This is a genomic window from Legionella cherrii (assembly GCF_900635815.1).
Taxonomy (GTDB): domain Bacteria; phylum Pseudomonadota; class Gammaproteobacteria; order Legionellales; family Legionellaceae; genus Legionella; species Legionella cherrii.
This window is the reverse complement of record NZ_LR134173.1, coordinates 2,524,682-2,550,757: the sequence shown is the minus strand read 5'-3', so window position 1 is coordinate 2,550,757 and position 26,076 is coordinate 2,524,682. Positions and strand designations below refer to the sequence as shown.

The window sequence follows — 26,076 nt, the reverse complement described above, 5'->3', positions numbered from 1 at the left end:
ACAAAGAAGTCAATAACCAGTGATCAGCTGCATAATAGAAATTGTTTTAATTACTTAAGAAATGTTAAGTTTCCTGATTCGATATTGGATAGGCTTCCCACCAAAATGGCTGAACATTTAAAATCGCTTCGTGGTAAAAATAAAGACGCCTATGATTCAAAATTTCCCTACGCCGATTTGTACACTAAATTTTTTGATTATCTAGATGAGCATATTAAAACAATTTATGATGCCCCTCGAACAGCCTTAAGTAGTACCCGCGAGCAAATTAACAACTATCTAAATCTTCCAAAAAAAGAAAATGATAGGCTACAAGAAGCTCTGCGAATTCTTCTTCGTCAGCAGGTAAGAGATTTACATAGTGATCTCCACTTGCTGAAGGAGCTACCTCAGGATCTTACCGAATATAGGGGAAGCTATATTTATGTCAATACCTCCGAAAGAAGTAGCCTTTGTTATATCAGTCCAGATGGTACTCCAAATGAATTGAATGTTGACGAACATAAATTTAACGAAACTCTAGGCAAGATGAATCCACAGCGAAGTACCCCATTTCATCTTAGAGAGGATCAAGTTACCAGCTTGATAACAGATAACATCCGGGATAAGGATGCTGACCTCCATTTGCTAGCTGAATTGCCTGAGGATCTTGCAAATTATAAGGGAAGCTACATATATTGCTATGACTCTGAAACCAATAATAAAAAAAGGAAATTATATCATATTGAAGCAGATGGTACTTGTAAGACAGTAAATATTAAAGATTTCAAGAGTTTTGATCTTGATTTAGAAGAGATTAATAAACCAAAAAGACTCTCACTACATCTTAATAGTGATCAAGTTACTAAATTAATAACAAAAAACATCTGTAAAAAAACATTTGATGAGAAACTCAATCAAAAAGCCCAACTTCTTGGTAAAGAAATCGAAGCTTTAGAAGACTTTATCTATTCTCTTTATGCTAATGATAATGAGATTTTGAAGGATACTTATAATGATATCAGACACATTACGCTAGAGCATAGCCCTAACTCAGATAGAATCCAAAAATCCATCGCTGATCATGTGAGCGATACAGGGGAATCAATTAACCGTGAAAGTCAATCACCAGCAGAGCAAGAATCAACAACAAGCAAAGTCTCAGCACTTTACGCTGATGTTTATAAACCACAACATGGTACCAGTTTATCTACAATAAGACGGTACCGCTCTAATTTTGGTTTTACTGAATACCGTTTTGGAACACAGGGGCAACGTCACCAAGGTGAGGCGCGGGTTAGTCCTTTATTCGAGCGATTCCTAGCTATCGAAGAGAACAGAGAAGCAGCCAGGATAGAACAGCTCAAAAAAGAACGCGCTGAGAAAAAATTAACACAGGAAGACCAAGTTAAATTAGATGAACCCGCACTAGTCCAAGCTGAAGTAGACAAAGCGCTAGTAGAAAAAGAAGAGCCTGCTATTGATGAAGATAAAATAACCCATATTTATTTTAATGTACTGGGTCGTGATATTGTTCCGGGAGTTATGGAAAGCATAGCACATGAGCGAGCTAAGGAAAGTGCATTAACAGAGCAGCTAGAAAAGCTTGAGTTTGATCCTGTAAATAATCTATCAGGCCATAGAAATGTCGCAGTTATCACACTTCCTGCCGACAAGGGACTAATGAGCCACCATCATTATGCAAGTACCGACGCCAAACATAATATTGGCGATGTGAAAGAAGAGTTTTTACGAATTGCACGAGAGGGTCGTGACCTGCATTTGATGGAACAATTACCTGCTGATCTAACACAATTTAAAGGGAGCTACATCTATATCGATAACGGGAGCGATAAAGAACTACTCTATATCAAATCAGATGGTCAACAGGAAAAAGTAAACATTCAGGATTTTTCTGTATTTGAGCAAAAACATAAATCTGTATTTGAGCAAAAACATAAACAGGTTACAGAAAAGACACTTGAGAACCCTATATTACTTAATGATCAACAAGTTAAAACATGGATCACAGCTAATGGGGGGCACACCCCTCCTTTAACAAAAGTAAAAGATTTCCACATTAGTCAGCGGGTTCGTGAGAAAATATTTCGTAATGAATATGGAAAATATACACCTGAAGCGGAAGCCAAAATCATCAATGATTTACTAGACAAAAGCTTCCAAGCATTAGGCTATTCTAATGAAACTGTTTTATCTGATGCTCAACGACAAGCTGTCTGGTTTCATTTTATAAAATTTGAACTGACAAATCACATTATCGAATCCTTAAAACCTAAAAGTATTAACTTTACCTGTAAAGATGCAATTGACCGCGGTGGGGTTGCTTCTGCTTATTTCAATTTAATGAAATCATTTGAAGAAACAACTGAAGAGGAAGCCAATGCCGGAATTGAAAAAATCCCAATGAATCGGGAAGAGTTTGAACAAGCCTTACATGCTGCACCTACAATGGTTAAAGGTCGTGGTATGAATCATCATATCGACATCATCTGGAACGTCGTTGATGCTTATGTGAATAAACATTATGATCAATTAATGCACAACAAAGATCAAGCTTGGTTGATAGAATGGAGAGATTATAACTGCCCTCATGAACGTGTTGGGGCTTTATTAAATAAACGCACAAGCGAGTGTATGAAAGAATTAGTTAATCACAAGCACAAGCTTTTGCAAGAACTACAAACAAAACAACAGGAACTAGAATCAGAGCTTCAAAAATTACTGAAAGAACCACAAATAGAACCAACAGAAGAAGCGCTTGAAACAACACCAACACTAGAAGAGCTTCAAGACAAAACACGCACACTTCAAGCAAGACTACAAGAGCGACAAGAAGAACCAGAACTACGTGAACTGCAAACAAAACTGCACGAACTACAAGCGCAAACCCAAACCACAGCAAAAAAATTAGATGCTCTATCAAAAGGAATGAACGTTATAGATGAAGTAAGTAAACAAAAGCATGGGAGTGGTAAACGTTTATTATTAGAAACTACTCTTAGGACTACTTCAATGGCAATTAGTCCCGAAGCTCAAACTCCAGAAACATGCGCTCAATATACAAACCTTCATGATAAACTCTCAATTAACTATCCGGATTTAAAATGCTTATGTGGAAGAATGAAAATATTACTGGGCACCATCTTGGATGGATTTTCATTCGTACTATCCAAAATAACAGGTGGAAAACTAGACCTTAAATCCGACTTAACATCCCGCGGGTTGGCTACATTAAATGCGGGTCAAGGACATGGTGCGCGAAAATTATTGCAAGAGAAAATGAGAGACCATATGTTTAAAATTAGAACCGAAAAGCAAGATTCTGTTAAAGATGAATCTGTCGCTCCTGCGGATAATCATTTCATTGAAGTAAAATAGAGCATACCCATTTTTAACCATCACTTCTCCGCATTAAAATAGGTCACTATAAAAAAATAGATTAAAAAAATTGAAATATTTGTTAATCTGGGAATTAAAGTAATGTGTCAATCGTAACACGCTTCAAATTTATTTCAGGGAAAAATCATGGATCTACAACTCAAAGGTAAAACCGCTTTAGTAACCGGCTCCACTGCAGGAATAGGATTTTCAATTGCCCAAATATTAGCTCGAGAAGGTGCAACTGTGGTCATTAATGGTCGCTCCCAAGAAAGAGTGACTCAGGCAATTCATCAGATTAAAAAGTGCGCTCCTGAAGCCAATTTGATTGCCGCTCCTGCTGATTTAAATCACAAAAAAGAACTAGATGAATTGATTAAACAAGTTCCTACAGTAGATATTCTTATTAATAATGCCGGTATTTATAATGCCAAAGCTTTTGCTGATATCTCGGATGAAGAATGGTTGCAGATGTTTGAAGTCAATGTTATGAGTGGTGTTCGTTTAAGCCGTCATTACCTTGCCCCCATGTTGAAACAAAATTGGGGCAGAATCATTTTTATCTCCAGCGAATCTGCATTACAAATACCTAAAGAGATGATTCATTATGGTATGAGCAAAACGGCGCAACTTGCAGTTGCCCGGGGTATCGCTGAGCTCACAAAAGGAACTCATGTAACGGTCAACTCAGTTCTTCCTGGACCTACAAGCAGCGAAGGTGTGAGCCAGTTTGTGGCCGATCTTGGAAAACAGCAAAACAAATCGGCAAAACAAGTTGAAGAAGAACTTTTTGAAAACTTAAGACCTACTTCATTAATCAAGCGATTGGCTTCTACTGAAGAAATTGCGAATATGGTTGCATTTTTATCTAGCCCTCTGTCTTCCGCAACTAATGGTGCTCCTATTCGCGTGGATGGAGGTCTTATTTTATCAATTGCCTAGTCTCTTATTCTTGATCTGTTTCATTGTTTTTATCAAATGGTGTAACCTGATACGCGGTGTGTTCTATCATAACTCGTTGCTTACTCAGTCGGAGTACGGGAGAGGCTTTTTTCATTCGCATCTCCCATGTTTAAAGGCAGCATCTCTAATCAATTGAAACGAAATCTATTTCTTTTATATACATTGCAGATCTTGTACTGTCTCAATCACTTTTTCTCAATCTGATCTTTAATACCAATATAGACCGCACATTCTTCTTGTTCCATATACACTTCAAAATCAGTCTCATAAGCTCTAGCAACAGTAGATTGAGTATCAAAATAGTGCCAAATTGCTTGCCAGATTTCGATGATCGCTTTGGGCATCGGACCAGAGTTTTTAAAAATAAGATAATTACCTTTTTGGATGTTAATCTTATCAAAATCAGTTATTTGTGGATCAGGTGTCGCGACTCCAGCCGTGACCGTATAAAATCCATTATGATCTGACTCATACGCAGAATACACTCCATAAATTGGTGAGTCTGATTTTATTGATAGTGGTGAGGCATAAAATTTTTGCCAAAGCTTTGATAACTTTGCTGTTTCAGAATTAAATTCATCGGCATTTTTAGTGCGTACACTCAGTCCAGTCACGGTAAATGCTTCAACTTTAATTTGTTGTGGTTTAATGTGTATCATCTCATTCTCTCTTTTTGTGGATTATAGCCATTGAGCCTGCTTGGCATTAGCAATAATTGACTTATCGTGGGCACTAATTGGAATTAGTCCAAACCGCAATGAATAACCCCAGTTTTTATTGTTTCTCGTGAAATCAAGATCAAAAAGCAAAGGAGCAATAGGAGTCTCGAGTGCCTTGGCCCACTGTACATCCCTTCGAAAAGGATGAAAATCGTCATCCATCACCACTTGATAGGGCTCACCAGCCTTAACAATCCCTATAGCGGTAAATGATTGCAGCTTATCTTTTGCTTTAAAAATACTCGTTGGTGAATAATAAATGACAAAGTCATTGGGTTGAATTCGTTTTAAAGGAGCAAGCCTACCATGGCAGACCTGCATTATTCCCATTTGCTTGCCCAAACGCACATGCTCTGCCGAGGCAACAGCCAACCAACATTTACTCATGATTCTTTGCCAGACGCTCAAAAGAATTAAGAGTATAATCGACCTTAATGACAGTTTGTGTCAGTAGAAAAAGGGCTTACCCTTTATTAATTTCCTCTATAAATTTTACTGAGTCTAATGTGAGCGCAAATGCATCTAAATCCAAATCCTCCCTCATGTGATGTGGATCACTTGTGCCGGTCAATGGCAGGATGCCTATTTGCAATGCAAAACGGAATATAATTTGTGGTATTGTCTTCTTATATTGTTTCGCAAGCGCATGCATCCGATCTGTAAGCAAATAGGATTGGTTTGCAGTAAGTAAAGAAAATCCCTGATAGATTAATCCATTTTTTTTACAAAATTCTCGAATTGGTAAATCCCATTGATTGCTAGCAAAACATCGATTCTGTACCAATGAGGGTTTCACAGTAGCAACACGATACAGGGTTTGCAACTGTTCTAGAGTTACATTGGAAATACCAAGCAATCTGATTTTTCCTTGATTATATAAACCCTCCATTGCAGCCCAAATATCTAAATCATCTTGAACAAGTCCAGAACGAAAAGTAGGTCCATGAAGAATATAGGAGTCAATGTAATCTGTTTGTAAGTGATCTAGAGAACTCAAAAAAGAGTGCAGCACCTGATTTTGAGCTGAATCTGTTTCATCGTAGGGTTTGCGATGATCCTGACCAAGGGCAGGTGTGAATTTTGTTTGTAAAAATAAATCACTACGACTTTTTCCCGTAGCGTTTAAAAATTGTTGAATTCCATGCCCAACACCTTCTTCAAAATAGTGCATTCGTTGATTTGCGGTATCAATTCCAACAAATCCGCTTTTTAATGCCTGAAATGTTAATTCTTGGGTACGCTCTTCTTTCCAGGCAGTACCGTATATAAAGGCTGGAATATCAATCTTATCCAGTCTGTGTGTAAATTCTTCAAGCATAAGATAAACCCTTAAGTGTATGATTATAAATTACTTTATAGTATCGTTTAAAAAATAAATCAATTAGTGCATCAATTGTTACAATCTAACCTTATTGTCACTAAAGCAGCGCATTGTTTTTTGATAGATACTGATTGGCCGCAAGTCATCCAGAGCGATGAATACTCATTAATGAGGCTATGCGATGGACACTTGAAGCAGAAGCCTTGAAAGAAATTGATGCTATCCTTGAGCGTTTTGTTCCAGAACCTCTTAATCCCAAATTTATGGCCCCACCGAAAGAAAGTGAGATGATAGAGTCAGCGGGTGTAATGAACTGGAGCCTTGAACCTTTTGTCGCTATCCGTGGGATTACGGGGGACACGAAACACGCGTGCTTGTTATTTTAGGGTCAGCTTTTTCCATTTTTTTAAAAGCGTTTGTCGACGCTCAGGATAACCTGTATCCATTAGACTGATTTCAACAATACGATCAGTTCGAAAATGACGGAAATCTTGCCTTAGCTCGCACCAAGCAATCAGAATACGAACTTGGTCAAAAAAACCTAATGCTAGTGGCCAAATCGTTCTTTGTGATGCTGTTTCATTGACATCTTGATAACTTAATTGAAGTTTCTTTTCCAATCGCATTGCTTTTCTGATTAGAATTAAATCAGAGTCTTTGCTTGCAGCGACCTGCCCTGGGGCAATAAGTAGGCCTGGAAGTTCTAATTGTTCACGTAATTCGTTTGGAAGTACTGCTGCTATTTTCGCCAAGGCGTTTTGTGCAGCAAATTTAAGCTGGGTATCTGCGCGATCAATTACCCAACGCGAACCAAGCACTATTGCTTCGATTTCATTCGCAGTAAACATAAGAGGAGGCAGAGTAAATCCTGGACGTAGCACATATCCTATCCCTGACTCCCCTTCGATTGGAGCCCCTTGTCCTTTCAGCATGGAAATATCTCGATATAAAGTACGAAGGCTAATTCCTAACTCTTGTGCCAGGGTTATGCCGCTTACAGGAAACCGGTGACGTCTTAATATCTGAATTAAGTCCAATAATCGCTCAGTTCGTGACATAGTTAATAAAATCTGCATAAAAATTTACTGTATATGTTATGCAACTCGCATTTTAAAATGCCAACAATTTAAAACACCGTTTCATCAATGCGAATAACTTCTACTACCCCACAATGAACAAACATTTAACCTTTATGTGCAATTAATACTCCCTTAATACTTATTTGCTAAAATTACGGACTATATGTTCGTATAATATCCATGCGGTTGAGGTAAATGATGGGTAAAGATGCTGTTCCCCAAGATATAAGACAAAATGAAATAAATTATATTTGTAAGGTGTTAAATCATAATCGCATCACTACCACCCAGGATTTAATTGCTAATTTCGACAAACTGATTAAACAAATTCGTTTAAATCCGCAAATTTTCAAAGAAAAATATACTTCAGAGCAATGTTTTCACATATTAAAAAAAGCGATAGCAACTTACAGTGCCGTATATGCATTTAAAATAACATTAAATCAAGAGCTTATGCCCAAGCTTATTATGGCTAGAAAGAAAAAAAACACGGTGGAATCAACCACTGACTCAGTTGATGATGATTTGACTAAAGTTACAAAAGGTTATGATCGACTTGAATTAGTTCACCAGAAAAAAAACGAAATCAATCAAGACATCTTGCGTGTATTGAAAGATAAAGAATTCGCTATCGTTCCCCAAGTCATTATAGGTTCAGGTGATACTGGAACAACACTTTGGCTTGAAAAATTCAAAGCACATCATGGAACCTGCCAGGCCCTATTAGCAAAGGGGGAGCTTCCTTCCGTTCTGATGCTCGGTGAACATTCAGGAAGTTGGAAACATGATTATACTCTTGCACAACCTCACAGTATTCTTGAGCGCACAACAGCCAAAGAAAATCCATCTGTATATTTACCATCAGATTATTATCGAAAAAATCCTCATGCCAATGGTCGACACGTCTATCAGGCGAATCAAGCGAACCTTGGTTTTACTGAAGCGCCATTATTGCGTGCGACTGTATTAATGATTGAAAAAAGAACTAATCATATGATGGATTGGAAAGTCCCAGATCAAGACTATCGGTTAGTAGTAAAAACATCGGATGGAATAAAAAATATCTATACCAATCAGTTAAATATTTGTACGGGTCTTGGTCCTGCACGAAACATCCTTTCAGGATCATTACTAACAGAGAATGAATTCCATACCCTTAACCAATTGGATCTTCAGAAAGGGTTTACTCCAGTCGTAGATGGCAATCAATTCATTTTATCGGATACAGAGGAACAAAGCGAAGCACCCAGAAAAATTGTGATTTATGGAGGTGGTGGAACCGCTGCTGCATGTTATAGAAAAGGTTTTTTTGGTCATGATATTCATACTGAGGGTATGGCGTTCAATAAAGATAATCAAAAAAATTCGGTTATTTGGATAGCAAAACAATTTGAGAAAGCAGGCACCGGCAAACTTGCTACTACGGCCTTATCCTCTGCAAAATCACGTGGCGAACTAATGGAAGCCGAGTTAATTAAAATTGAACCACAGCCTAGCGGCAAACTATTATTATTGTTTAAACAAAATGACCCCAAAGTGCCTACCTTTGACATTGAATGTGACCAATTGATTTACTCTGTTGGACAGGATGACAAAGTTACAAGAAACATTTGCCATGAAGTTGAAACTAATCTATCACTCAATTATGACAAAAATGGCATGGTACTTAATGTATGCTCAGCGGATAAAAATGTAATGTTCTTCGGTGCAGCAGCAATGGCTGTTCGAGAAAAAGAATATATGGATGCAACCTGGAAATGGCTCCGTTCAGAAAATATTGGTGGTGACGTTGGTCCTGGCTCAATGCCTCCTACTAGAGCACAAATTAAGTGTTATAATTTTTGGAGTGGCATAAATCCAACAAGCATCAATGCGAACATCGATAGCCATCAACTCATTATAAACTACCTTGAAAAGGCTGGAATTGATGAAACCGTTGTTGCACATTTTGTAGATGACTTATTACAAGCAAGAAAATCGAGTACCAGTGGCGCATCCCATTCAATGATTCTAGATCTTTTGAAGAAACACAAACTGGACAGTATTATTGAAATTAAAGGACATGCGCATTTGATGTTGAAGCAGATGGACAGTAATCCTAGAGTGGGCAAACATGACGTTGGCAAATCAAAATCACAACTCTTATCTTGGCTGGGTACTCAACGAGAAACAGAAGATGCAAGTATCTTTATTTCTTCAGCTACAGCTGCAAAAACATCCAAAGATACTGTGGAAAAAGAAGAATACGGTGTACAATTAATTACTGAGATTAGATCATAAGATTCTTCTTATTTTCTTATTTGTAAAAAAATCCAGTAATTTACTATCAGTACCTAGTCATTTCAATTGGAAGTATGCATGAAACTAACTAAGTTTCTTGAGTTAAACGATCGAGAAAAAGACCAGCAAACTAAAATTTTGAGCTTAAAAAAAAGCTTGGACCCTGTTTTTTTTTATCGAGTAATTAAAAATCTCGATCATGACTTACTGTTCAAGCTTGCAATGATGAATCCAGAAATCGATAAAATCTGTAAATCACCCGAATTAAAATCACACTGGGAAGATTTATGGCGTCTTTGCGGAGTAAACCCAAAAGACCGTGCGGAACAAAATGGTTTACCAGTTCATGAATATCAACCAATGTGTACCGTTGCCTCATGTTTTGACCTATTAAAAGGGCTCTATCTCTATGAGATTTATAGAAATACTTTTAAGGATAAAGAACACACTGATGAATTTTATACGGATGCCGAAGAGTTTTTAGCAGCATCAGGTCTCTATGGGTGTTTTTTTGCCTTAAACGCCTTATGCCAGGGTGGATTAGATTTATTAAAACAGGAGTTCAATGAAGACATTGCTAGAAAAGTAATCCTCTATGCTCAAGTCGCTGCAAAATATTATTTATCAGCGGGTTATTTACTCTTAGCGAATACTTATCAAGAGTTACTCAAATACCAAAATCAACCCAGCCTAGTTGGACTGAATTTACGTCATCTATCATTTAAAGCAATAAGTGTTGCTGAAAGATTGGAATCTTACTCACATTCAATGATCAATAATGCGTATCAAGGAAAATCATTATCAGAGGCCAGTAATGGACAAATAACCAATTTTTCACAAGCATTACTCCGATCACAAAAATATTTACAATTGTCACCACTAGAATTAGAAATTGCTACAAATGAAGCGAAAACTGAGGCTGCATTAATTCAAAAGACTTATGATCTTGAAATAAAATCAGATGCTGAGGACGAAATTTCATCTGCACCACCACCTCCAAGATTAGCCACATAACTTAGACCTTATTCACGGTAAGCCTCGTTGCGAACAATCCTTCTCTTTTCTCTCATAGCGAGTATCTCTTCCCTTGAGCATCCCTCGCTGCACTCGGGATGACGAAGGTAATTTCTCCAACTCAACTACTAATTTCATTATGGATTTCTTCTAAAATAACTTGAGTACTTAGCATAATATTTTGAATTTCTTGAGTAACTTCCTCTTGTCTTAATAAGTTAATGCTATGCGTCAGACAAGTCACCTTTTTTTGTAGCCGCTCTAAAGCGCTATCTAAGTGATTTGCACGATTATAGTTTTCAGCAAAAAACGATTGATAAAAAAGTGAGTACAACATAAAGAAAACGTACTGATTCATAAATTCAATCATGAATTGTTGGTAAGATAAATTGAGCTGAGGTGAAATGGTAAAATCAGATTTTTTTATATTCATAAACTCAATAAAAGGTTGTTTAACAGTAGCCTCTACCCTGGTTTTTATTTTCTTATTAAAAATTATATTCCAGGAACTGAGCTTGAACTGAGTAAAAACCAAAGTTAATGCATTGATTACATTTAAAATAATATTTGAAATTTCATCTAGGGTATTTGGACCTGCTATGACTTGGATTACTCGTTGGTCATCCATCATTTTAGCCGCCAATTTTTGTCCAACTATGATAATTTTTGGATTATTTATTGAATGATGAAGTAAATGTGTCTCCAAATAACGTATAAGATTATCATTAAAGCCCCCACAAAATCCTCGTTCTGCCCCTAAAAGTATATATACATTAGACTCAACAACTTCCATCTGAGCGAGTAATTGTGGATAACTTGATAAAAAATCGATACCTATCTGTTGAATCATTGCATTCATTTTTTCTTGAGTCGCAACACATTGAGTCACCCGATTCATCTCAATGAATGAAAGATTTCTCATGGCAGTCATCATGGTACCTATTTTATTTAGAGTTTGCAGATGGGCTTTAAAGCGCATTTTTTTTGTCATGATTCAGTCAACCAGGTAAAAACTTTATTTTTCCATTGTTCTCGAGGGCTATCTAATGTCAAATCACAGTGAGACACCTGTTGTTCTATCTTTTTTAAATATTTGGGTAGTTCATCAAGTTTTATTCCATTAAAAAAACCCTCGTTATATCCAATAAGCCAAGCAAGCTGAAACTCAATAGGGAGTGGGGACAATTGATTTTGTTTCAAAATTTCACGCAATATCCGTCCACGCTGGACCTGAAGTTCCATAGCTTCATCAAGTTTAGATCCAAAGCGAGTGAACACCTCCAAATCAATAAATTGCATATAATCCAGTTTGATTTTACTCGCTTCCCTTTTGATTTGTGGATGTTGTGCTCTTCCCCCTATACGTGACACAGAACGAGTAATATCTATTGCCGGTAAGAATCCACCTGAAAAAAGTTGTTCATTAAAAATGATTTGCCCATCAGTAATTGAAATCAAATTGGTTGGAATGTACGTAGCAATCTCCCCTTCCTTAGTTTCGATGATGGGAAAAGCGGTCATGGTGCCCCCACCCAGTTCAGGAGCAAGACAGCTCGAACGTTCAAGCAAGCGTGCATGTAAGTGAAAAATATCTGCTGGAAATGCCTCTCTTCCAGGAGGTTGTCTTAACAAGAGAGAAAGTTCTCGATAACTGTTCGCATGGGCACTCAAATCATCATAAATGATTAAGGTATCATAACCAGTCTTCATCCAATATTCGGCAATAGCACAGCCACTAAAGGGCGCGAGATAATGCAACCCAGGCAATGCAGACGCCTCGGCAACAACAACGGTCGTATATTCAAGTGCTTGTGCATCCTTTAACAACTGAATGGAGGTAAGAACAGATGATCTTTTTTGTCCAATTAAGACATAAATACAACGTACATTTTTATTTTTTTGATTAATAACAATATCGAGCGCTAACGAACTTTTACCCAGGCCATTATCACCAATAATTAATTCTCGCTGTCCTTTGCCAATGGGAATTAGGTTGTCAATTATCTTGTTACCCGTATAAAGTGGCTGATTAATAAAATCACGATGTGTGATTGGTGGTGAAAGAACATCAAGCAAACCATACTCGAGACACTGAGGTATTTCAAAACCATCAAGGGGTTGTACTAGTGGATCAATGACTCGTCCTAAAAGACGATCACCAACCGGAATACTTAATGAGCGACTGTAATGAAAAACTCGCATCGATGCTTTAATTACATCCGATTGCTCCAACAAAATAGCTCCAATCAGATGTTCCGTTAGATGGAAAACCATGGCCCTACTTCCGTCTTCGACAATCAAAATTTCATCAATTGCAGCAGAGGGTAACCCTTGTATCCAGATAATTCCATCGCCAACAGAACTAATGGAGCCAAACTCTTGCATACGTAGATTAAAAGCATATGAGTCCACCTTCTTCTGCTGCATTCTCAAATTATGTGGTGTTCCTTTGGCTCTGAGATGAGCGTGCCCCAAGGTAGGTGTCCCCTGTTTAGCTTTTTTCATTTTCAGTTTCCGCAAAAAAGGCTAATTCATCACGCAAGTTGGCTTGTAAAAAAAAATGTCCTATTTTAATGTTTAATCCTGCAAGCAGATCTGGGTTTTGTTTAAACACTAACACCGTGGGCACAACAAATTTATTGTGGATTGTATAAGCTATCGTATTTTTCTGCTGTTCCTCTAAAGGAAACGCACTTTCGATAATAATCTCTTTATTTTCATTTAAACCCTGCTGTAATAGGGTTGTTTTCTCCTCTGATAAAGACGACAACTCAGCAATGGTTTTATCAATACATTTTTTTTCAAGATGAATATCAGCAAAATTCAGCAAAAATTTTGTAGAAAACTTGCTGGCGTTTAATAAAGCTTCTTGCGCATTCTGATGGATTATGGAGGACAATTTTTGCTTTTGTTGCTCTATCATTTTTTCTTTTTCTTGAGCCAAGTTTTTTTTAAAGGCCTCTTGCTGACTGATTTTCCAATCTTCCAGTGAGCGTTCTATTTTTTTTCTTTCCTGCTCTTTTTCAATGTCCCAAATTTGTAAACGATTTGTATATTGTTCTTGTAATTTCTGGGCTTCATCATGCATTGTCTGCGCTTTATCAAGATCATTTTGCACTGCCTGCTTGCGCTTTAAAATAACTTGCTGAACTGGTCTATAGAAAAAAAACTTTAAAATCCATACAAGAACAATAAAGTTAATCAACTCAAGAATAAAGCTTGACCAGGAAAATTCCATTTTCCAATCCTCTTCAATGATTGACTAAATAAGCCAATAAGGGATTTCTGAATAAAATAATCAATACTATCACCAAACAATAGATTGCTAAGGATTCAATCATTGCTAAACCAATAAATAAAGTGCGTGTGATTGATTTTTCTGCTTCGGGTTGCCTTGCGATTGCATCCAGTGCTTTACTAATTGCTCGCCCCATTGCAATGGCGGGTAACATAGTTCCTAAAGCAATAGCCAAACCAGCTACAACCGTGGACACCAAGGTAAACCAGCTCATGTTATCCATGAAGAAACTCCTTTTCTCTTCGTATTACCTGTGATTGAATCCCGCTTGCAATATAAATCAATGCAAGCATTCCAAAAATATACGCTTGGATAACCGCTTCTAATAAATGCAGCATTAAAATAGGGACAGGAGCCAATAATCCTGCAACCATAAGTACAATCATAGCAGTTAACTGAAGACTCATCATATTACCAAATAATCGTACCGCTAATGCCAATGTTCGCGATAGCTCACTGATTAAATGAAAAGGCAGTAACAAAGGACTCGGTGAAATATAGTGTCGCAAATAATTTTTAATTCCTTCTGCACGTATACCAAACCAATGAACGGAAAAAAAAGTTACGATAGCAAGACTTGATGTAACTGATAAGTCTGCTGTTGGAGAACTCAATCCAGGAATTACTCCAATTAGGTTAGACAGCACAATGAAAAGCCATAGAGTAGCAACAAAGGGAAATATTAGTTCAACATGCTCAGGCAATACCTCATTTACTGCATCATACATTGCCAAATAAATCCCTTCAGTAACCACTTGATATGAGCTTGGCCTTTCTTTTAATTTTCGCCCAGATAACCAGGCCCATATCAGTAAAATTAAAATAATTAACCAACTGGTTAATATGCTTTGAGTCAGCATCAATCGGCTCTCCATTTCATGATGTAACCTTGGGTACAGCCCTATGGTATTCCATAAGTAATTTCCCTCCTCCTCGTAGGGAGAAGGTGCCCGGAGGGCGGATGAGGGTATTGATTTTAACTAATACCCCCTACCCCCCTCCCACAAGTGGGAGAGGGGATTCATAGCAGCACAAAACAGCTTATTATTAATCCCTTATAAATAAATATACATTAAGCGCACCAACAAAAACTCCAATAAGAATCAAATTAATTGTCCAGGCAATAGAATAACCATGCAATTTATTATCCAGCCATACGCCCAAATAAGCGCCTATAATTATGGGCAGAATAAAAAGTATTCCTAATGTCCCTAAAAAAATGGTTTGCGCCAAAATTGTAGGGGATTCTTTTTTTGACTTTTCTATTTTAACAACGGATTTCTCTACGTTGTTTCTGAGTTTGTTTTGGGAGTTCTTAGAGGTCATACCAATCCTTGTTCTTTAATTCTAATAAGCTCTTTAACATTTCATAATCTAATCGATGAATGCTTTCTTTAATAGTTATTAACTTTTTTTCTTCTCTTTGCAGCTGTTGATCTATAGCAAACAAAATATCCTGACAGCTTGGGGAACGTATGTAATGTCTTGTTAAAATATGAAGATCGTTATCAATAAAATAAAGCAAACCACTGGGTATTGCTAAATATTCTGTTTTATCCTCTTCATAACGAAATCGGGCTAATCCGTAATTTAAGCAAGTTATCATTCGCGTATGATGGGCAAATAAGCCAAATTGTCCTGAATCATCCTCACCAACAAAACTTACTAGCCCATTAACTTGCTCCTCTTGTAGGGCACTATGTAAATGCAGCGTAAATGTTGCCATTTAATGAACTCCAGATAAGGAGCCTTTCATATAACATTGCTCTTCAGTCAAATAATCAAAATCACCATTTAAAAATGCCTCACAATCCTGTAATGTTTTTTCTAGTGGTACGGATACCCCCTGAATATCCGTTCTCTCAACCATACCGTGAAATGGTTGGGTAAGATACCGTTGCAATTTACGAGCCCTTAAAACAATTTTCTGATCCTCTGACGACAATTCATCGATTCCTATCATAGAAATAATGTCTTCTAACTCCCGATAATGTGACAGATGTTCCCTGACTGCCTGTGCGATTGAATAATGGCGCTGCCCTACTACAGCAATATTCATAAATTTACTTTTAGATAGCAAAGGATCAATTGCAGGATATATCCCTTTTCCAGCTTGTGAACGAGTCAAGACCACTATTGAATCCAAATGTGTAATAATTCCTGCAACTGCTGGATCGCTCATATCATCTGCAGGGACATAAACTGCTTGAACTGACGTGACTGCGCCCTTAGATGAAGAGCTAATACGTTCTTCGATTTCTGCTATTTCAGTCATTAACGTCGGTTGATAGCCTACATTAGCCGACATTCTTCCTAATAACCCTGATATCTCGCTACCAGCTTGGACAAATCGATAAATATTATCAATCAAAAACAAGACATCACGTTGTAATGTATCTCGTAAATATTCTGCATTAGTGAGTGCGGATAAACCAACACGAAATCGAACACAGGGAGATTCATCCATTTGCCCAAATACCATTAACGTGTTATCCATTAAACCAGCTGTTTGCATTTCACGCCATAACTCATGGCCCTCGCGTACTCGCTCTCCAATCCCCGCAAAAACAGAAGCTCCGCGATGAATTTTGATAATCGCGTGCATAAACTCCATCAAGAGTACCGTCTTGCCAACTCCAGCACCACCAAATAACCCCACCTTTCCTCCTTGAACTACAGGGCAAAGCAAGTCAATAACCTTTATTCCAGTTTCTAAAATTGTTTGTGGTGTTGTGATGCCTTCAATTAGTGGTGATTTTGATAAAATGGGACGCGATTCGCTCGCGGGTATTGGGTCTAATCCATCTAAAGGGTTACCAAACACATCAAGAAGTCTACCTAATGAATGTATAGAAACCGGGACTTCAAGTGGGGCTCCCAGATCAAATACATCCAATCCTCGTTGTAGCCCTGAAGTTCGATGTAATGCAATAGCCATCACATGCTCGTGATCGATATGTTTATGAACCTCCAAAATATAACTATCATCCTTTCGAAAAATTTTAAGCGCTTGATGCAAAGGGGGCAAAACCTTACAAGCAATGGTTATGACAGAACCATGAATTTGTACGGTTTTACCAATCAAACACCCCTTATCATCCCTAGATAAAGACATAAATGAGTCTCTTCAAATTTATAATATCCCTTTAAGATTATGGTACAAATCTGTAATTTATAAATCTTTATTATCTAGAAATTACTCAAAATAACGAATATGCTAATGAAATTTAAGAAAAAATACCCTTTACTAGAGTAGGTTTTAAGGGAGAAGGATATTTCCAAAATGAAAGATGGATTGATGCGGATTGCCCTGAAGCTTTTAGTAAATGATAGGGGGAAATTTTTTACTTTAATTGTAGGGATAACGTTTGCTGTCTTTCTTATGATGCAAATGACTTCTGTATTTTCCGGGATCATGCAAAGAACCTCTGCAACCATTCTTAATATAGGCTCTTCTGTTTGGGTTATGGATCCTTCAGTCAAAATTCAAACGGATAATATCCCTATGCCATATTATGTTCTTGATGTAGTGAGAAGTATTAGAGGAGTAAAATATGCTGCTCCGCTTTACTCTGGACAAGGCCTTGTTAAATTAAGAACAGGAACATACCAAGCAACTACGATAATTGGTTTGGATGACTCAACTTTACTTGGCAGACCTAAACTTATTGATGGCAATATTAATGCCATTTTTAGTAATAATGCGTATATTGCAATCAAAGACACTGAATATTACAAATTAGATAGTCCCCAAATAGGTACAACGTTTGAAGTCAATGACCATAGAGCGATTGTCATTGCATTGGGTAAGGCCTTAGTTAATGGGTTATTTGGTACACCGACATTATATACTACTTATTCCCGAGCCATTTCTGATTTACCAACCACTCGTTTCACTATTTCCTACATTCTCCTGGAGCCCAAATCACCTCAAGATGTTCCTTACATTCAAGAGCAGGTAAAAAAATTGGGGTATTCTGCAGTCACTCGCCAGGAATTTGTTAAGAAGAATAAAAATTATTATTTATATGAAACGGGTTTAGGAACTAATTTGCTGATCATGACGCTAATCAGTTTCATTGTGGGTTTATCCATAGCCGGCCAAACTTTTTACACTTTTGTCTTGGAAAATATTGAGGAATATGGCGCTTTAAAAGCGATTGGAGCAAAAAAGAATGAAATGATCAAAATGATCTTTTTCCAATCAGGAATTATAGGGTTTCTAGGATATGGGTTTGGTGTACTGTTATCTTCCGTTTTAATTGCATTAGCAAAGCTCAGGCTTTCTAACTATGCATCACTAGTGACCTATCCGAGTTTAGTTTTCTCTTTTTTTATGGTCATAGTTATTATTGCTTTTTCAAGCTACTTAGGAATAAGAAAAGTAACTCGTATTGATCCATTTGATATTTTTCGAGGTTAGCTATGATTGTACAGGCTTTCAATTTAACTAAATGGTTTGGTACGGGTAACAATAAAACTTATGCAGTGAGGGATGTCAGTTTTGAACTTGATTTTGGTGAAATGCTCTACATTATCGGCCCATCAGGTTCAGGAAAAACAACGCTATTAAGTATTATTTCAGGAATTCTTCGACCTAATGAAGGATATGTGCTCGTTAAGGGAAAAAACATTTGGGAGCTTAATGATGATGCATTAGCTGATTTCAGGCTCTACTCATTAGGCTTTGTATTTCAAGACTTTCATTTATTCCCTAAATTAACGAGTCAAGAAAATGTAGCAATACCACTCATTCTCCAGAGAGTCTCCTGGATTGCAGCACTGGAAAAAGCAAAAAAAGCCCTTGAAATAGTGGGACTAAGCCACCGGATCTTAGTTCCTCCCTACAAGTTAAGCATAGGGGAGCAACAACGTGTCGCCATCGCACGGGCAATTATTACAGAACCTGAGTTACTTGTATTTGACGAACCAACCGCATCTTTAGATGGTGAAACTGGGAAGCATATTATCACGTTCATTAAAGAAAATATTTTAAGTGACACGCGTGCAATTATTATAGTGACGCATGATAATAGAATTTTTGATTTTGCAACGCGAATTATCACTATGGAAGATGGAAGACTATTGGAAGGTTCTCAATGAGTATAAGAACTTTGTTTATTATCGCTTGCCTGGGGATTTTAGCGGGTATTGCAAGCGTAATTATTTATAACGAAAAGATTAAACCAGAAAATCCTATTACGGTAAGTTATAATCCTTATGAAAAAGGAATCTATGCTACTGGAATTGTCGAAAGTCATCAACCTACTGGTCAAAATGTTAATATTTACCCTCAAGTTTCTGGAGAGATAACTGCAGTTTTTGCTCAAGAAGGAGAATATCTTAAAAAAGGTGATCCGATTTTAACGCTGGATGATTCAATACAAAAAGAACTGGTTGCAAAGGATGCGGCTCAAATACGCTATCAAGAAGCGAGCTTGGTAAATTTACAACAACAATTAGAAAAAAACCGTAAATCTTTTTTATTAGATCCCAAATCAGTGAGTAAAAATGCTCTAGACAATGCAATTAACGCAGTAAAAATACAAATGGAAAACGTCCATGTTGCTCAAAAGCAATATGATGCCGACAAGGCTCTTCTTGATAAATATACTCTTAGGTCTCCCATTGATGGGATTATTTTACGTGTAGGCGTTGCATTAGGAGATTATGGTTCTCCTTTAGGTCGTTTTGATACCTATACACAAGCCATGCTACCTGTTGTTGAAATGGGTGTGACCAAACCATTCATGGAAGTCCGATGTTTTGTAGATGAAATTCTAGTTCCTACACTACCAAGTTCCTCTCATCTAGAAGCGACTATGTTCGTACGCGGAGTATCCAATAGAGGTATCCCCCTCGAATTTATAAAAATTCAACCCTATTTGATTCCTAATATTCAACTCTCAAATGAGAGAACAGAACGTGTTGATGTAAGAGTCCTACCTGTCCTATTCAAATTTACCAAACCAGAGGACATTAATATTTTCCCAGGACAATTAGTTGATATTTACATCAAGGGAAAAAAATGAAACCAATAAAATCCTTATTTTTCCTTGTAACTTTATTGATTTTAAACAACTGTACATTATATCAAAAACCAAAAATCGCTCCTTTAGAGGTACCCAAACACTTTAAAACCTCTATCAAATTCACTAATAAAAATATAAACAATTCATGGTGGACAAATTTTCACGATAAAAAATTGAACCAATTGGTCGCTTGGGCAATAAAAGAAAATTTAAATTATCAAATAGCGATTAAAAACATTCAAATTTCACAGACTTATGTTACTCAAGCCGCCTCTGCCTTACTGCCGCAAGTTAATTTAAATTTTGACGCAACACGCATTAAACTATCTAAAAACGCAATTAACACATTCGGCACCGCAAATAATTTAGGTTCAACGAACCCATCCGTTCCATTACGAAATTTCTCAAGCCCATTTACGTCAATAGAGGGTTTCGTATCAGCCAGTTATGAGCTTGATGTTTGGAACCAAATTCATAACAGCGTCAACCAAGCCAAGGCGAATACAGTGGTTAGCGCTGCAAATAGTGATGTGATTAAACTGACTTTAATAAGTGATGTAGTAAATACTTATTTTCAAATTCTTGCCTTAAATTCAAACTTAGCCAATTTGCGACAACAAATTTATTTCTCTAATGAGCTCTTAAAACTAACTATGAGCCAATTCAAAGGTGGTCTTGTTGATGCTCAATCTATTGATGATGTAAAAAATCAAATAGAATCGATAAAAATCAATATCAGCAGTCTTGAAAAACAAAAAGCTATACTGTTGAATTCAATGGCTTATTTGCTTGGCCAATATCCAGAACATTTTAATTTTCCAATTAATAACTTACTCATTAATCACTCGTTTACTGGGCTAGTACCCAAAGATATACCCGCTGCCGTTTTATGCAGGCGTCCTGATATTCGTGGAGCATTTTATCAAGTGGTTTCTTACGGTTATCTTGAAAAACAAAATATAGCTAATTTTTTACCTTCATTTAATTTGACGGGTAATTATGGATTTTCCAGCCCCAATTTAAAAAACTTTCTTTCTAGTGGCAGTATTTTCTGGAATTACGGAACCAATATCTTGCAGCCAATTTTTGATTTTGGCTTAAGAATGAGTGAATACAAGCGCTCCAAATATCAGTTTGAATCTGCATTTTTAAATTATAAAAATACCGTAATCAATGCAATTAGGGAAGTAGATAATGCGTTATCCTCCTATCAAAAAGATTATTTAGCCTTACAATCTTACCAACTACAATCGAAAATATTTATAGATAAATTAAGAATTACCGCTGCTCAATACAAGGGTGGGCTTGTCGATGATTCAAGTTACTTAACGACGAATTTAGGGGCACTCCAAACTAACTACAATCTTGCAACGCAACAAACTCTCGTGCTGCAAGATATTGTACAAATTTATAAGACCTTAGGATTGGGTTTAAGTACAAAAGATCAACCTTATATTCATGGAATGCATCATGTTAAAAAATATTCATGACGTCCAATCTAAGAAATATCATTGGATTGCTTTACTCTGCCTGATTTCATTTTTTTTAGTTTCTTTTTCTACATTCGCAGCACATAAAGTTATCAATTTGGATATTGGTTATAAAACGGTCTACTTTACTAATAAACCAGCCAGGGCTATTGCAGTAAATAATCAAATCCCGGCACCCACATTACATTTTAAAGAGGGTGATCAGGTAACTATAAATGTTACGAATCATCTTGATAAAGGAACAGCGATCCATTGGCATGGTGTTTTGGTTCCATGGCAAATGGATGGTGTAGAAGGTGTGGCTCAAACTGAAATTCCTCCAGGTGGCACCTTTCACTACCAATTTACTTTAAAGCAATCAGGTACTTATTGGTATCATGCCCATGCTGGCTTGGAAGAGCAACAGGGATTATATGGTGCTTTTTTGATTGATCCTAAAAAACCACCTCATTACACCTACACTAAAGATTACGTAGTCGTTCTATCTGATTGGATTAATACCAAACCGGACCAAGTTTTAGCTCATTTAAAAAAATCCGGAGACTATTATGCACCGCGCTTTCCTCTCCAACCATCCCTAGCAAAATTTATCCATGATTACCGAAAAGCATCAAAAAATGAACGACAAAAACTTCTTGATGACTATAAAAGCATGCAGCGAATGCGCATGAGCATTTATGACATTAGTGACGTTGCCTTTGATGCATTTTTAATGAACGGGCATCCTAAAGACAATCCGTGGACTGCTCCAGTTAAAATAGGTGATATTGTCCGATTGCGATTTATTGATGCAGGAAGCAGCACGATTTTCCGTATTAAAATACCTGATTCTGATATGACTGTAATACAAGCTGATGGAAACGACGTAAAACCTTATTCTAGTACGGAATTATCTATTTCCCCTGCTGAAACCTATGATGTTTTAGTAAAAATAGAAAAAAATAAGCCTTATATTATTTATGCGGGTTCAAAAGATACTGTAGGTACTGTCTATGGTGCTCTAAAAACAGCTCCTGATCAAACAGTCGACTATGCTCAAATCAAACCGTTCACTGAGCCCATCCCGGTTACAAGAGAAATGATGAACGTCATGATGGGAGGTATGTATCAAGGCAATTTACCCATAACGCACACAAAACAAGACAATGCACTTGCTTCACAGCATAAGCACTCGATGCACATGGATCATAGTATGCCTATGGGACACTCTATGAACATGCAAATGCCAACTGAGCCAACTCGATTTAACGATACAATAGCCCCTACCACCTCATCCTATATGACATCAATGGACACAAAGTATCGCGATTTGACCGCTGAGGTCCCGACTAATGATCCCAATAAACCTGTAGAGGGAGTCATTAATTTGGAATTATTTGGCTATATGGGGCAGTATATTTGGTTTGTGAATGGAGTACCTGGTTATAAGGCAAAACCGATACCTTTAAAACCGGGTAAACGTTATCGCTTTGTATTTACAAATCCATCGATGATGCATCATCCAATGCATATACATGGTCATTGGTTTATTGTTCGTACTGGAAAAGACGCTTTTGATCCGCTAAAACATACTCTAGATATTCCACCAGGAGGAACAATCACAGCGGATGTAGATACTGATGCAAGCGGCCAATGGTTTTTCCATTGTCATATGCTTTATCACATGATGACTGGAATGAACCGTGTTTTCCAATATACAACCATTATTGAAATAGCCGAAGACAAAACTCAGCCGGAACATATCATTAAAGACACCTCGTATTACAACCGCCCCATAATACGAGTCGACGAGGCCATTAAGCCGATTAATCTGGATTTGGTGAAACACCCCATGGCTCATGGCGCTGGCTTTTGGCTATCAAATTTTCTAGATGTAGGTGCTGATCCTGTTCACAATTCACAGCTCCTTACCTACAAAGGCATGTTTGGCCCTGATTATAATAAACTGCAATTATTTATCAAGGATGCTGAAATGTATAAGGGGGAGCTAGAAAATGCAGATATAGATATCTTTTACTGGCATTTAATCAGTCAATTTTGGGCCATAAAAGGTGGAGCAAACTATTTTAATCAACCGGCCAATAAGCCCTATTGGCAAGCAGGTCTTGGTCTGGAAGGATTAATGCCCTTTTTTATTGATACCGACATAAGAACTTACTTTTATGGTGGCAGTATTAAATTTGATATTGAATTATCTCGCGACACACTAATTACCAATAATTTTTTAATCAGGACAGGAATTCGCAGTATTTTAGCGACTAAAACAGTTGTTAATGCTCAAATTGGCAGTGGCTTGAATCAAATGCGCTACACAGTAAGACCGTATTATCGTCTTATCCCCGGATTAAGTATATTTGTTGAATATGAAAACGAACACAATTACGGAGCATTTAAAACACTCGAAAATGAAAGTACTACACCGGATATTTCCGATACCGTCTCTTTAGGGTTAAATTTGCTTTTCTGATTTTTATCATCTTAAGAATCCAATCATGCCCGGGAGCAACTATCCCATGGATAGGTACCTAACATCATCATAGCAAGCGTTATCATCCGTCAGTATATAGTCCGGCTGGCTATTGACTCTTTGTTATACTCAAGATTAGAGAGCTAACCTATTAAAATCTCTGTTAGCTGATTGAAAATTATTCATCAAAAATGCCACTCAATAAAGGTTTCTCCACAAGAGGCTCCACGCCTATAAATGTTTACAAAAGGTATTGAATTATAAACGGACTTAATAATCACATAATGCTCAAGATGTATAATAAATAAATGCAAGTATTTTTATAGACACTAAGCTTGTCAGGGATTGTGAGCAGGAGAAGATATGACCGTTGCTTTATCACTGCTAATTAAGGAAATGCGAAAGAAATTTCCACTTAAACATAGGAAATTGAATATTAGCTCGGAAGCAAGTGAAAATATTAAAAAAATCCAATCGATATGTAACAAGGATTATTTTAATCAAAGTTTTTATGGAAGTGCGGCTTTAAACAGAAAGATATTACTTGACAAAAGAATTGCTAATTTACTAACACCAGAAACAATATTAGCTATTTTATTTTTTCATACGGAAACTAACCGTCTTGACAAAAAAAGTAAAACTGCCATTTGGCGGAATAGTTCAGGCTACATCAGTTTAGCAGCCGTCTTATTTTATGGTTTTAATGAAGGCCTAGAAACCATTGAATTAATGCCTAATAATGAATCTCATTATGGTAGCAAAGAATATCAAGAACAGAAGAAGAAATTTAAGCAAAATACAACCACAATAATTGAAAATATCAAGAAAGCAGCAGAGCTAATTGAAGTATCGCCTGAGGAAGAAAAACTTCAACTTAAGTTGGAGGAAAAACAATCATTAACTCAATTATTTCATTCAATTGAAGACACTATAACTAAAATAAAAAAAGATAATAAAGGAAATGAACTATTATACGTTCCCACCTATACCCCTGATGATATAAGAAGCCAGAGTCTATACGGTTTTACAACAATTTGTAATCTTCTCAAAATAAATTACAAACCTAATACGCAGAACACTATTGTTATCGACCCCTCTATCTCGCTAGATGATTTCATAAAAAAATTTCTTTCTTCAGAAGAAGCCCTTCTCAATGGAAAAGTAATTCATCTTTTTTATGATAGAGCCCATTTAGAAGCCTGCATAGAGCAAGACACTAAAATTATTTTCCAGAATAATGAATATTACCTAAAAGATATTTTAAGAGAAATGGTTTCAAAATGTGAAACAGATGCCTCCGTGAGTGAGACAGCTAAAGAGCAATTTGGTATCAGATTGAAGCTATGTGATGCTCATCTGAAGGGAAGTTTTCCTTCTTATTATAAGACAAAAAATGCTCAAGCAGAGAGCGAAACAAAAGAAGATGATTTGTCTTATGGATATAAGCAAATTAAAAAAATAATCTCGAATATCGAATCCGATATTGATAAATCATTGTGGACTTGCAGCAATCTTAAAGATCTTCACGCAGAAAAAGATTTTCTAAACAAGATTATTGAATTTTATGACCATTCGGAAGGAAAACTCCCATTAAAAAAATGTCTTCTTTTAGCAAAATGGCATCATCCGGAAGGATATCAACAGGTAAAAAAAGAAAGGGGTACAAATTTCTTTTTTAATGTGCTCAATGAAAAAACTGATAAAAAACCTAAACAAGGTCCTAGACTTAAAAATAATGCCAGTTTTGCCCTCGAAAGAGTGTTGCATGCATTGTTAAGCGACTATAAAACAATGGACTGTTCTTATAATGCACTGAATGAGCTGGAAATTTCTATTGATGGTCAGTTTTTTAATATCACACAAATCTTGTTACATGATCCTGATTTTGAACATATTGAATTTACTGAGGAGCATTTAGATAGATACTCTGTTTTCGCTGCAAAAAAGCTTTAAACAAACCGACTCTTGTTTCTCAGGGTGTTGAGATTATACCTTCTTCGGAAGATTATAGAAGACTGGATAATGATGGGGAATG

Annotated in this window: 23 protein-coding genes; 11 read left to right on the top strand and 12 right to left on the bottom strand. The window is 36.8% G+C overall.

Annotated elements, in window-relative coordinates:
* Window positions 1–105: 105 nt before the first annotated feature.
* Together EL022_RS10790 and EL022_RS10785 are read left to right on the top strand one after the other, a co-directional pair.
* Window positions 106–3,378, top strand: a complete 3,273-nt coding sequence (locus EL022_RS10790; RefSeq protein ID WP_126325193.1) for an OmpH/Skp family outer membrane protein — start codon at window positions 106–108, stop codon at window positions 3,376–3,378.
* A gap of 147 nt (window positions 3,379–3,525) precedes the next feature.
* The gene (locus EL022_RS10785) at window positions 3,526–4,320 is read left to right on the top strand and encodes an SDR family NAD(P)-dependent oxidoreductase (protein WP_028380571.1); all 795 of its coding nucleotides are present in this window, start codon (window positions 3,526–3,528) and stop codon (window positions 4,318–4,320) included.
* A 206-nt stretch (window positions 4,321–4,526) separates the two neighbouring features.
* Here EL022_RS10785 and EL022_RS16410 read toward each other — a convergent pair whose 3' ends face one another.
* The 3 genes from EL022_RS16410 to EL022_RS10775 all read right to left on the bottom strand — a co-directional run bounded on the left by EL022_RS16410 (window position 4,527) and on the right by EL022_RS10775 (window position 6,378).
* The gene (locus tag EL022_RS16410) at window positions 4,527–5,000 is read right to left on the bottom strand and encodes a GyrI-like domain-containing protein (RefSeq protein ID WP_028380572.1); all 474 of its coding nucleotides are present in this window, start codon (window positions 4,998–5,000) and stop codon (window positions 4,527–4,529) included.
* Between the two features lie 21 nt (window positions 5,001–5,021).
* Entirely contained in the window at window positions 5,022–5,447 is a 426-nt protein-coding gene (locus EL022_RS16405) for an EVE domain-containing protein (protein WP_028380573.1), read from the bottom strand.
* 76 nt (window positions 5,448–5,523) lie between these two features.
* Window positions 5,524–6,378: an aldo/keto reductase family protein gene (locus EL022_RS10775; RefSeq protein ID WP_035900473.1), complete on the bottom strand. Its 855-nt coding sequence runs from the start codon at window positions 6,376–6,378 to the stop codon at window positions 5,524–5,526.
* 179 nt (window positions 6,379–6,557) lie between these two features.
* Here EL022_RS10775 and EL022_RS10770 point away from each other — a divergent pair, with 179 nt between their 5' ends.
* Window positions 6,558–6,767: a hypothetical protein gene (locus tag EL022_RS10770; protein ID WP_028380575.1), complete on the top strand. Its 210-nt coding sequence runs from the start codon at window positions 6,558–6,560 to the stop codon at window positions 6,765–6,767.
* Here the strand turns inward: EL022_RS10770 and EL022_RS10765 are convergent.
* A complete protein-coding gene (locus tag EL022_RS10765) occupies window positions 6,759–7,439 on the bottom strand; it encodes an HTH domain-containing protein (protein WP_028380576.1) in 681 nt (226 codons plus the stop codon). The genes EL022_RS10770 and EL022_RS10765 overlap by 9 nt on opposite strands.
* A 216-nt stretch (window positions 7,440–7,655) precedes the next feature.
* Here EL022_RS10765 and EL022_RS10760 point away from each other — a divergent pair, with 216 nt between their 5' ends.
* Both EL022_RS10760 and EL022_RS10755 read left to right on the top strand, forming a co-directional pair.
* On the top strand, window positions 7,656–9,740 hold the full coding sequence (locus tag EL022_RS10760; protein WP_241972165.1) for a hypothetical protein: 2,085 nt from the start codon (window positions 7,656–7,658) through the stop codon (window positions 9,738–9,740).
* A 78-nt stretch (window positions 9,741–9,818) separates the two neighbouring features.
* Complete coding sequence (locus EL022_RS10755) at window positions 9,819–10,754, top strand: DUF5630 domain-containing protein (protein ID WP_028380578.1); 936 nt, start codon at window positions 9,819–9,821, stop codon at window positions 10,752–10,754.
* A 121-nt stretch (window positions 10,755–10,875) separates the two neighbouring features.
* On the opposite strand, the gene EL022_RS10750 is transcribed toward EL022_RS10755, so the two are convergent.
* The 8 genes from EL022_RS10750 to atpD all read right to left on the bottom strand — a co-directional run bounded on the left by EL022_RS10750 (window position 10,876) and on the right by atpD (window position 17,167).
* Window positions 10,876–11,745, bottom strand: coding sequence for a F0F1 ATP synthase subunit gamma (locus EL022_RS10750; protein WP_028380579.1), 870 nt, complete (start codon window positions 11,743–11,745; stop codon window positions 10,876–10,878).
* Window positions 11,742–13,259, bottom strand: a complete 1,518-nt coding sequence (locus EL022_RS10745; RefSeq protein WP_081776857.1) for a F0F1 ATP synthase subunit alpha — start codon at window positions 13,257–13,259, stop codon at window positions 11,742–11,744. The genes EL022_RS10750 and EL022_RS10745 overlap by 4 nt, the downstream gene beginning before the upstream one ends.
* The gene (locus tag EL022_RS10740) at window positions 13,246–13,992 is read right to left on the bottom strand and encodes a F0F1 ATP synthase subunit delta (RefSeq protein WP_028380581.1); all 747 of its coding nucleotides are present in this window, start codon (window positions 13,990–13,992) and stop codon (window positions 13,246–13,248) included. Before EL022_RS10740 ends, EL022_RS10745 begins: the two co-directional genes overlap by 14 nt.
* Before the next feature lie 13 nt (window positions 13,993–14,005).
* Window positions 14,006–14,275, bottom strand: a complete 270-nt coding sequence (locus tag EL022_RS10735; RefSeq protein WP_028380582.1) for a F0F1 ATP synthase subunit C — start codon at window positions 14,273–14,275, stop codon at window positions 14,006–14,008.
* On the bottom strand, window positions 14,268–14,912 hold the full coding sequence (locus EL022_RS10730) for a F0F1 ATP synthase subunit A (RefSeq protein WP_241972164.1): 645 nt from the start codon (window positions 14,910–14,912) through the stop codon (window positions 14,268–14,270). The genes EL022_RS10735 and EL022_RS10730 overlap by 8 nt, the downstream gene beginning before the upstream one ends.
* Window positions 14,913–15,099: 187 nt before the next feature.
* Entirely contained in the window at window positions 15,100–15,378 is a 279-nt protein-coding gene (locus EL022_RS10725) for an AtpZ/AtpI family protein (protein ID WP_028380584.1), read from the bottom strand.
* A complete protein-coding gene (locus tag EL022_RS10720) occupies window positions 15,368–15,778 on the bottom strand; it encodes a F0F1 ATP synthase subunit delta/epsilon (RefSeq protein WP_028380585.1) in 411 nt (136 codons plus the stop codon). The genes EL022_RS10725 and EL022_RS10720 overlap by 11 nt, the downstream gene beginning before the upstream one ends.
* Window positions 15,779–17,167 carry a F0F1 ATP synthase subunit beta gene (atpD, locus tag EL022_RS10715; RefSeq protein ID WP_028380586.1) on the bottom strand — a complete coding sequence of 463 codons (1,389 nt, stop codon included), beginning with the start codon at window positions 17,165–17,167 and terminating at the stop codon, window positions 15,779–15,781. It lies immediately after the preceding gene.
* Between the two features lie 168 nt (window positions 17,168–17,335).
* Between atpD and EL022_RS10710 the strand changes: the two genes are divergently transcribed.
* The 6 genes from EL022_RS10710 (at window position 17,336) to EL022_RS10685 (ending at window position 25,994) form a co-directional block, all read left to right on the top strand.
* The gene (locus EL022_RS10710; protein ID WP_028380587.1) at window positions 17,336–18,475 is read left to right on the top strand and encodes an ABC transporter permease; all 1,140 of its coding nucleotides are present in this window, start codon (window positions 17,336–17,338) and stop codon (window positions 18,473–18,475) included.
* A 2-nt stretch (window positions 18,476–18,477) separates the two neighbouring features.
* On the top strand, window positions 18,478–19,155 hold the full coding sequence (locus EL022_RS10705) for an ABC transporter ATP-binding protein (RefSeq protein ID WP_028380588.1): 678 nt from the start codon (window positions 18,478–18,480) through the stop codon (window positions 19,153–19,155).
* Complete coding sequence (locus tag EL022_RS10700; RefSeq protein ID WP_028380589.1) at window positions 19,152–20,084, top strand: efflux RND transporter periplasmic adaptor subunit; 933 nt, start codon at window positions 19,152–19,154, stop codon at window positions 20,082–20,084. The genes EL022_RS10705 and EL022_RS10700 overlap by 4 nt, the downstream gene beginning before the upstream one ends.
* Window positions 20,081–21,574, top strand: a complete 1,494-nt coding sequence (locus tag EL022_RS10695; protein ID WP_028380590.1) for an efflux transporter outer membrane subunit — start codon at window positions 20,081–20,083, stop codon at window positions 21,572–21,574. Before EL022_RS10700 ends, EL022_RS10695 begins: the two co-directional genes overlap by 4 nt.
* Window positions 21,555–24,041 (top strand): multicopper oxidase domain-containing protein, encoded by a 2,487-nt coding sequence (locus EL022_RS10690; RefSeq protein WP_028380591.1) that lies wholly within the window; start codon window positions 21,555–21,557, stop codon window positions 24,039–24,041. Before EL022_RS10695 ends, EL022_RS10690 begins: the two co-directional genes overlap by 20 nt.
* A 363-nt stretch (window positions 24,042–24,404) precedes the next feature.
* Window positions 24,405–25,994 (top strand): hypothetical protein, encoded by a 1,590-nt coding sequence (locus EL022_RS10685; RefSeq protein ID WP_051544418.1) that lies wholly within the window; start codon window positions 24,405–24,407, stop codon window positions 25,992–25,994.
* Window positions 25,995–26,076 lie beyond the last annotated feature (82 nt).

Excerpts from the sequence above, each read along its gene's own strand:
- EL022_RS10710 (WP_028380587.1), top strand. The coding sequence starts at position 17,336 with ATGAAAGATGGATTGATGCGGATTGCCCTGAAGCTTTTAGTAAATGAT.
- EL022_RS10705 (WP_028380588.1), top strand. The coding sequence starts at position 18,478 with ATGATTGTACAGGCTTTCAATTTAACTAAATGGTTTGGTACGGGTAAC.
- EL022_RS16410 (WP_028380572.1), bottom strand. The coding sequence starts at position 5,000 with ATGATACACATTAAACCACAACAAATTAAAGTTGAAGCATTTACCGTG.
- atpD (WP_028380586.1), bottom strand. The coding sequence starts at position 17,167 with ATGTCTTTATCTAGGGATGATAAGGGGTGTTTGATTGGTAAAACCGTA.
- EL022_RS10690 (WP_028380591.1), top strand. The coding sequence starts at position 21,555 with ATGTTAAAAAATATTCATGACGTCCAATCTAAGAAATATCATTGGATT.
- EL022_RS10785 (WP_028380571.1), top strand. The coding sequence starts at position 3,526 with ATGGATCTACAACTCAAAGGTAAAACCGCTTTAGTAACCGGCTCCACT.
- EL022_RS10790 (WP_126325193.1), top strand. The coding sequence starts at position 106 with ATGGCTGAACATTTAAAATCGCTTCGTGGTAAAAATAAAGACGCCTAT.
- EL022_RS10700 (WP_028380589.1), top strand. The coding sequence starts at position 19,152 with ATGAGTATAAGAACTTTGTTTATTATCGCTTGCCTGGGGATTTTAGCG.
- EL022_RS10745 (WP_081776857.1), bottom strand. The coding sequence starts at position 13,259 with ATGAAAAAAGCTAAACAGGGGACACCTACCTTGGGGCACGCTCATCTC.
- EL022_RS16405 (WP_028380573.1), bottom strand. The coding sequence starts at position 5,447 with ATGAGTAAATGTTGGTTGGCTGTTGCCTCGGCAGAGCATGTGCGTTTG.
- EL022_RS10755 (WP_028380578.1), top strand. The coding sequence starts at position 9,819 with ATGAAACTAACTAAGTTTCTTGAGTTAAACGATCGAGAAAAAGACCAG.
- EL022_RS10750 (WP_028380579.1), bottom strand. The coding sequence starts at position 11,745 with ATGACAAAAAAAATGCGCTTTAAAGCCCATCTGCAAACTCTAAATAAA.
- EL022_RS10730 (WP_241972164.1), bottom strand. The coding sequence starts at position 14,912 with ATGCTGACTCAAAGCATATTAACCAGTTGGTTAATTATTTTAATTTTA.
- EL022_RS10735 (WP_028380582.1), bottom strand. The coding sequence starts at position 14,275 with ATGGATAACATGAGCTGGTTTACCTTGGTGTCCACGGTTGTAGCTGGT.
- EL022_RS10760 (WP_241972165.1), top strand. The coding sequence starts at position 7,656 with ATGATGGGTAAAGATGCTGTTCCCCAAGATATAAGACAAAATGAAATA.
- EL022_RS10725 (WP_028380584.1), bottom strand. The coding sequence starts at position 15,378 with ATGACCTCTAAGAACTCCCAAAACAAACTCAGAAACAACGTAGAGAAA.
- EL022_RS10695 (WP_028380590.1), top strand. The coding sequence starts at position 20,081 with ATGAAACCAATAAAATCCTTATTTTTCCTTGTAACTTTATTGATTTTA.
- EL022_RS10765 (WP_028380576.1), bottom strand. The coding sequence starts at position 7,439 with ATGTCACGAACTGAGCGATTATTGGACTTAATTCAGATATTAAGACGT.
- EL022_RS10775 (WP_035900473.1), bottom strand. The coding sequence starts at position 6,378 with ATGCTTGAAGAATTTACACACAGACTGGATAAGATTGATATTCCAGCC.
- EL022_RS10720 (WP_028380585.1), bottom strand. The coding sequence starts at position 15,778 with ATGGCAACATTTACGCTGCATTTACATAGTGCCCTACAAGAGGAGCAA.
- EL022_RS10770 (WP_028380575.1), top strand. The coding sequence starts at position 6,558 with ATGCGATGGACACTTGAAGCAGAAGCCTTGAAAGAAATTGATGCTATC.
- EL022_RS10740 (WP_028380581.1), bottom strand. The coding sequence starts at position 13,992 with ATGGAATTTTCCTGGTCAAGCTTTATTCTTGAGTTGATTAACTTTATT.
- EL022_RS10685 (WP_051544418.1), top strand. The coding sequence starts at position 24,405 with ATGACCGTTGCTTTATCACTGCTAATTAAGGAAATGCGAAAGAAATTT.